A 443-nucleotide genomic window follows, 5' to 3' on the forward strand; every position below is an offset into this window, starting at 1 on the left:
CGTCCGCAGCAGGTCCGGCAAATCGGGCTGATGCACGATCGCACCGGCGACATGGCTCGCGGCGCCGGAGATTTCGCGCGCCTTGCTGCGATAAGGCGTCACGCCGCTGTCGCCCTTCACGTCGATGACGAGCGCATTGATCGCCGTCTGGTCCTGGAGGGACAGCGCCGCGTCGCGCAGCGTGCGGTCTGCGACGCCGTAGGCGGACAGGTAGACCGCCTTCGGACGCACCGGCGTCATGCGGATCGTGTACGCGGCCGCGGCGGGAGCCAGAGTGACCTCGATTCGCGCGTAGCCTGGCGCACGCACGCTCAGGCGCGTTCCGGCGGCGTCGATCTCCAGCGAAAACGATCCCTCGCGATCCGCGGTCCGGTTCGCGCCCGGCGCGTGGCCGATCGCGCCTGCCAGCGCGCGCCCGTTCGTCGCATCGACGACGGTGATCG

General features: G+C 70.7%; 1 protein-coding gene. It reads right to left on the bottom strand.

Annotated elements, in window-relative coordinates:
* A partial coding sequence (locus tag ACU8YE_RS25350) for a putative glycoside hydrolase (RefSeq protein WP_446930340.1) occupies positions 1-443 on the bottom strand: 443 nt, incomplete at both ends.

The organism is Ralstonia sp. VS2407 (genome assembly GCF_052950655.1).